Source organism: Nonomuraea sp. NPDC059007 (assembly GCF_042740555.1).
GTDB lineage: Bacteria > Actinomycetota > Actinomycetes > Streptosporangiales > Streptosporangiaceae > Nonomuraea.
The window spans coordinates 33,641-39,846 of sequence record NZ_JBHYJD010000076.1; the positions used below are offsets into that span (position 1 = coordinate 33,641).

General features: G+C 69.4%; 5 protein-coding genes. 1 reads left to right on the plus strand and 4 read right to left on the minus strand.

Features of this window, described 5'->3' with window-relative positions; genetic code table 11:
• Positions 1 to 30: 30 nt before the first annotated feature.
• The 3 genes from ACFWY5_RS54410 to ACFWY5_RS54420 are packed head-to-tail and all read right to left on the minus strand — an operon-like array spanning position 31 to position 2,899.
• Positions 31 to 765 carry an SDR family NAD(P)-dependent oxidoreductase gene (locus ACFWY5_RS54410; protein ID WP_379639825.1) on the minus strand — a complete coding sequence of 245 codons (735 nt, stop codon included), beginning with the start codon at positions 763 to 765 and terminating at the stop codon, positions 31 to 33.
• Positions 762 to 2,057: an L-fuconate dehydratase gene (locus tag ACFWY5_RS54415; protein WP_379639826.1), complete on the minus strand. Its 1,296-nt coding sequence runs from the start codon at positions 2,055 to 2,057 to the stop codon at positions 762 to 764. The genes ACFWY5_RS54410 and ACFWY5_RS54415 overlap by 4 nt, the downstream gene beginning before the upstream one ends.
• Positions 2,054 to 2,899, minus strand: coding sequence for a fumarylacetoacetate hydrolase family protein (locus tag ACFWY5_RS54420; protein ID WP_379639827.1), 846 nt, complete (start codon positions 2,897 to 2,899; stop codon positions 2,054 to 2,056). The genes ACFWY5_RS54415 and ACFWY5_RS54420 overlap by 4 nt, the downstream gene beginning before the upstream one ends.
• A gap of 354 nt (positions 2,900 to 3,253) precedes the next feature.
• Here ACFWY5_RS54420 and ACFWY5_RS54425 point away from each other — a divergent pair, with 354 nt between their 5' ends.
• Complete coding sequence (locus tag ACFWY5_RS54425; RefSeq protein ID WP_379612131.1) at positions 3,254 to 4,438, plus strand: cytochrome P450; 1,185 nt, start codon at positions 3,254 to 3,256, stop codon at positions 4,436 to 4,438.
• A gap of 44 nt (positions 4,439 to 4,482) precedes the next feature.
• On the opposite strand, the gene ACFWY5_RS54430 is transcribed toward ACFWY5_RS54425, so the two are convergent.
• On the minus strand, positions 4,483 to 6,108 hold the full coding sequence (locus ACFWY5_RS54430) for an ABC transporter permease (protein ID WP_379639829.1): 1,626 nt from the start codon (positions 6,106 to 6,108) through the stop codon (positions 4,483 to 4,485).
• Between the last annotated feature and the right edge of the window lie 98 nt (positions 6,109 to 6,206).

A 6,206-nucleotide genomic window follows, 5' to 3' on the forward strand; every position in this document is an offset into this window, starting at 1 on the left:
AGATCCTGTTCGTTGGGGGGTGTTCCTTGGCTAGGTGGCCGGGCGCAACCTCAATCCGTGCATGCCGCCGTCTACCGCGAGCACCGTGCCCGTGGTCGCGGCGGCCTCGGGACCGGCCAGGTAGGCGATGGCCGCGGCGACCTCCTCGGCGCTGACCAGGCGGCCCATCGGCTGCCTGGCGTTGAGCGCCCGGCGCTCGGCCTCGGGGTCGTCGGCGGCGTCGAGCAGCCTGGCCACCCAGGGGGTGTCCGCGGTGCCCGGGTTGACGCAGTTGACGCGGATGCCCTCGCGGACGTGGTCGGCGGCCATCGCCAGCGTCAGCGACATGACCGCGCCCTTGGTGGCGCTGTAGAGCGCGCGGTTCGGCAGGCCCGCGGTGGCCGCGATCGAGCACGTGTTGACGATCGCGGCGTGCTCACTCCTCCTGAGGTACGGCAGCGCCGCCCTGGCCACCCTGACCATGCCGAAGACGTTGACGTCGAAGACCTTCCGCCACTCATCGTCAGGGTTGTCCTCGATGGTGCCCTGGGCCCCGATTCCGGCATTGTTGATCAGGACGTCGATGCCGCCGAGCCGGTCGGCTGCTTCGGCGATGGCCGCGCGTACCTGGGCATCATCCGTCACATCCGCCTTTATCCCGATAAAGGGCTCGCCGGGCGGATTGACGTCCAGGCAGGCGACGGTCATCCCCTTCGCGGCCAGCGCGGTCGCCGTGGCCAGGCCGATGCCGGAGCCGCCGCCGGTGACGATGGCCTTGAGGCTCACTGGTCCCTCCATACTTCGCCGCCCGGATAGACGTGGGCGGCGATCGACTCGGGGTGCATCTCCGCGCTGAATCCCGGCATGGACGGCGCCACGTAGTTGCCGTTCTCGATCACGACGGGGTCGGCGAAGTGCTCGTGAAGGTGGTCCACGTACTCGATGACCCGGCCGTCCAGCGAGCCGCTCACCGCGACGTAGTCGAACATCGCCAGGTGCTGCACCAGCTCGCACAGCCCCACACCGCCCGCGTGCGGGCAGACCGGCACCCCGAACTTGGCCGCGAGCAGCAGGATCGCGATGTTCTCGTTCACCCCGCCGACCCTGGCCGAATCGAGCTGCAGGTAGGAGATGGCGCCGGCCTGAAGGAGCTGCTTGAAGACGATGCGGTTCTGCACGTGCTCGCCGGTGGCGACCGGGATCGGGCGGATGCCCTGGGCGATCGCCGCGTGGCCGAGCACGTCGTCGGGGCTGGTGGGCTCCTCGACCCAGTGGGGCGTGAACTCGCGCAGCGCGTTCACCCACGCGATGGCCGAGGCGACGTCCCAGCGCTGGTTGGCGTCGATGGCGATGGGGAAGTCGGGGCCGCACACCTCGCGAGCGGTGCGGAACCGGCGGATGTCATCTTCGAGGTCGGCGCCGACCTTGAGCTTGATCTGCTTGAAGCCCTGGTCGAGCGCCTCCTTGCAGAGGCGGCGGAGCTTGTCGTCGTCGTAGCCGAGCCAGCCGGGCGAGGTGGTGTAGGCGGGGTAGCCGTCGGCCTGCAACTTGGCGGCGTGGGCCGTACGGGCCGGCTCCGCCTTCTTCAGGATCTGGAGGGCTTCGTCCGGGGTGAGGGCGTCGCTCAGGTAGCGGAAGTCGACCAGGTCCACGATCTCCTCGGGGGACATCTCGGACAACAGCCGCCAGAGCGGCTTGCCGTGCCTCTTGGCCTTGAGGTCCCACAGCGCGTTGACGACGGCGGAGATCGCCATGTGCATGACGCCCTTCTCGGGCCCCAGCCACCGCAGCTGCGAGTCGTTGACCAGCTCCTTGTACAACGCCCCGAGGTCCTCGGCGTCCCTGCCGATCACGTACGGCTTCAGCGCGCCGATGGCCGCCGTCTGCACGTCGTTGCCCCGCCCGATCGTGAACGCGAACCCGTGCCCCTCGAACCCGTCATCGGTCTTGAGCACCACGTAGGCGGCGGAGTAGTCAGGATCCGGATTCATCGCATCAGACCCGTCCAGCTCCCGCGAGGTCGGGAAGCGGATGTCGTGGGTCTCCATCTCCACGATCCGGTACGGCGCCGCCGTCATGCCTGGCCCACCCTCTGGCGCTGGCGGCCGAGACCGGCGATCTCCAGCTCCATGACGTCACCGGCCCGCAGGTACGGCTGGCCGGGCAGCCCCAGCGCCACCCCGGCCGGAGTACCCGTGTTGACCACGTCACCCGCCTCCAGCACCATGAACTGGCTCAGGTACCGCACGACCTCCGCCACCTCGAAGATCATGTTCTTGGTGTTGCCGTCCTGGCGCGGCTCGCCGTTGATCCACAGGCGCATGGCCAGGTTCTGCGGGTCGCCCACCTCGTCGGCGGTGACCAGCCAGGGGCCGAGCGGGTTGAACGTCTCACACGACTTGCCCTTGTCCCACTGACCGCCGCGCTCCAGCTGGAACTCCCGCTCGGAGACGTCATTGGAGATCGCGTAGCCGGCGATCACGTCGAGCGCGGCCTCGCGACTGTCCAGGTAGCGCGCCGTCTTGCCGATGACGACCGCGAGCTCGACCTCCCAGTCGGTCTTGACGGAGCCGCGCGGCACCAGCACCTCGTCGTCGGGGCCGACCACGGTGTTGGGCGCCTTCATGAAGACGACCGGCTCCTCCGGCTCCTGCGCGCCGGATTCGGCGGCGTGGTCACGGTAGTTCAGCCCGATGCAGACGACCTTCCCTGGCCGGGCGACGGGCGCCCCGATCCGCAGGCCCTTCCCCTCGAACAGCGGCAACCGGCCGCCGTCCAGCGCGTCGCGGACGCGCGCCACTCCCCCGGAAGCGAAGAAAGCCCCGTCGATCTCGGGCTCTCCTATGTCGCGCAGGTCACCGGCGGCGTCCATCACCACCGGGCGCTCCTGGCCGACAGGTCCAACTCGCAGCAGCTTCACACCGCATCCCTCAGCTATACATCGGATGTCTCGACCTCTGATGCTCGTACCCGGGTGGGGAGCTGTCAAGTCGGGGACGGGGGATACATCCGATCCGTGACCTCGGGATTTCTCGCGTTCGTGTGCAACCGGTTGCACTGCCGTGCACCGTGCGTCTCTTGTGTCGCAGCTGCCCCTGATGCACCCGGAAACATCGGAGGTGGCCCGTTCTCTGGGCGAGGGCAGACCTCCTACCTTGCCGGGCGTTTCGGCGGGCCGTACCTCATGAGGGTGGGTTGACGTGGCGGGCGTCGCGTAATAGAACACGTTTCAGTGCGGTGATTGACCAAGCGCTAGATCAAAGGGGTGGAACGGGTGCTCGTTGACCTCGTTGACCAGGACCGGTACGCCGATTCCGGACCGCCACACGAGCAGCTCCGGTGGCTGCGTGAACATGATCCCGTTCACTGGCACCCCGGCGAACCCGGCTTCTGGGCGGTCACCAGGTACGACGACGTCGTGCACGTCTCGCGGCACTCCGAGTTGTTCTCCTCCTCGCGGCGGCTGGCGCTGTTCAACGAGATGCCGGAAGAGCAGCGGGCCATGCAGCGCCTGATGATGCTCAACCAGGACCCGCCCGAGCACACGCGGCGCCGCTCGCTGGTCAACCGGGGGTTCACGCCGCGTACCATGAACGCCCTCGAACCCCACATCCGCGACATCTGCGACGACCTGCTCGACAAGTGCTCCGGCGAGGTCGACTTCGTCACCGAGATCGCCGCGCCCCTGCCCCTGTACGTGATCTGCGAGCTGCTCGGCGCGCCGGTGGCCGACCGGGACAAGGTGTTCACCTGGTCCAACAAGATGATCGGCGCCCAAGACCCGGACTACGCCGCCTCTCCCGACGAGGGCGGCGCAGCGGCCATGGAGGTCTACGCCTACGCCAACCAGCTCGCCGCCCAGCGCCGCGGCGCGCCGCGCAACGACATCGTCACCAAGCTCATCCAGCCCGACGAGAACGGCGAGACGCTCGACGAGAACGAGTTCGACCTGTTCGTGCTGCTGCTGGTGGTGGCAGGGAACGAGACCACCCGCAACGCGGCGTCCGGCGGCATGCTCGCCCTTTTCGACCACCCCGAGCAGTGGTCCCGCATGGTGGCCGACCCCGCCCTGTCCCGCACCGCGGCCGACGAGATCGTGCGCTGGGTCTCGCCCGTGAACCTCTTCCGCCGCACCGCCACCGCGGATGTGCTGCTGTCCGGGCAGCAGATCCGCGAGGACGACAAGGTCGTCGTGTTCTATTCGTCGGCCAACCGGGACTCTTCGGCGTTCGCGCAGCCCTATTCGTTCGACATCGGGCGTGACCCCAACCCGCACATCGGGTTCGGGGGCGGCGGAGCGCACTTCTGCCTCGGGAACCATCTGGCGAAGCTGGAGTTGCGGGTGCTGTTCGAGCAGTTGGCGGTGCGGTTTCCGCGGCTGCGGCAGACGGGGGAGGTGCGGCGGTTGCGCTCGAACTTCATCAACGGCATCAAGGAACTCCCCGTGCGGCTCGATTAGCTCACCTCGCCCCGACTTTGTGACGGGCACGGGCGGCCTACGGCTTAGCCGCAGGCGAGATCGCGGCGGCGCAAGCCGTACAGGCCGAGGGCCGTCAGCGCGGCGGCGAGTGCGACCAGGAGCACCGTGGCCACCGGGGCGAACGCCCCCAGCGGGTGCCAGGGCAGGTGAGACAGCACCGACGTGTTCACCACCCACTCCGGCAGGCTCATGTAGGACCCCAGGATCTGCACGAATCCGCTGTACACGAGCACGGCCCAGGCCGCGCTCACGGCCCGTGGGGCGAGCCCGAGCAGGGCGGCGGGGATGGCGAGCAGCGTCAGCACCTCCGGGGCGCGGATCGTGCTCGCCCGGAAGACCTCTCCCACGAGGCCGGGATCGCCGGTGGACAGGGCGGCGCCGATGCCGAGCGCGGCGCCGTAGACCGCCGGCAGTACCACCACGGCGAGCGCGGTGACCAGCAGGGACGACAAGTACCACGTCGCTCTGCCGGTCGGCCCGGCCAGTACGGGACCGATCCGGCCGCGTACCTCCTCCGCCCGGAGCCGGATGACCGACAGGACCGCGAAGACGCCGGTGTAGAGGGACCCGGTGAACACCATGAGGCTGAGCCAGGCTCGCCCGAAGTCCGCGCCGGCGGAGAAGATGGGGAGATTGGTCTGCTCCATTCCCCCGGTCATGGCGCCCAGGACGAGGCCGATGGCGAGGAACGCGGCTCCCCACCCGGCGATGGTCGCCTGCTGGAGACGCAGGGCGAGCGTGAACGGCGTGCGCAGCCACGAAGGCGCCGAGGCCCGGCCCGGGCGGGAGGCCACCATGGAGGCGCCGAGATCCCTGCGGCTCGACAGTGAGAAGGCGCCCACGACCAGGAGCCCGGCGAGGACAACCGAAAGGCCGAGCGGCCACCAGCGCTCGTCGGCCAGCGTCCGGGTCTGCTGTGACCAGCCGATCGGGGACAGCCAGAACAGCGGACCGCCCTCCTGGCCCTGCATCGCTCCCGCGCCGCGCAGGAGCCACGCGGCGAAGAGCACGATGCCCGCGAGCCCGTTGGCGCCTCTGGGGTGTTCGGACACCTGGACGGTGACCGCGGTGACCCCGGCGAACACCAGCCCGGCCGCGCCGAGGGACGCGCCGAACAGCAGGGCGCTGCCGACGGGGAACCCGATGCTGCTCGCCGCGGCGGTGGTGAGGACCGCCAGCGCGGCATTGCTGATCAAGGCGACGATCAGCGCCGCGGTGAGCTGGGCGTGTCTGCCGACGACGGCCGCCCGGATGAGTTCGGCCCGGCCCGACTGCTCTTCCGCCCGGGTGTGCCGGGTGACGAGCATCATGTTCATGATCGCGGCGGCCAGCAGGAACTCGACCCAGTAGGCGGCGAGGAAGTAGCTCTGCGTGGTGACCTCGCCGAAGAGGGGCCCGCCGAGCACTCTCATGAAGGAGACGCGGATCATCTGCGCGGCTTGGGCCAAGGCCTCTGGCGTCGGGACGACCGCGTTCACGGCGGCGGAATGGAAGCGTGGGACGAGAACCGTGATGGCGACCAGCCAGAGGGTGAGTTTGATCCGGTCGCGGCGCAGCGCCAGCCGTACCATGGCGCCGGTGCCGGTCAGGTGGTCGCTCACCCCTCTCGATCCGGTACGGCCGCGCGCCGTGGACACCGAGGCGGTCATGCGGCCCTACCTTTCTGAGTAGGCACTCCCGTTACGCCAGGGGCTGAGCGCGCTGCTGAGCCTGGAGAGGCAAGATCGGGATGTGCGGGTGAGGCAGG

Bases quoted from the DNA above. Each gene is read 5' to 3' on its own strand.
- ACFWY5_RS54430 (WP_379639829.1), bottom strand. From the start codon at position 6,108: ATGACCGCCTCGGTGTCCACGGCGCGCGGCCGTACCGGATCGAGAGGG.
- ACFWY5_RS54415 (WP_379639826.1), bottom strand. From the start codon at position 2,057: ATGACGGCGGCGCCGTACCGGATCGTGGAGATGGAGACCCACGACATC.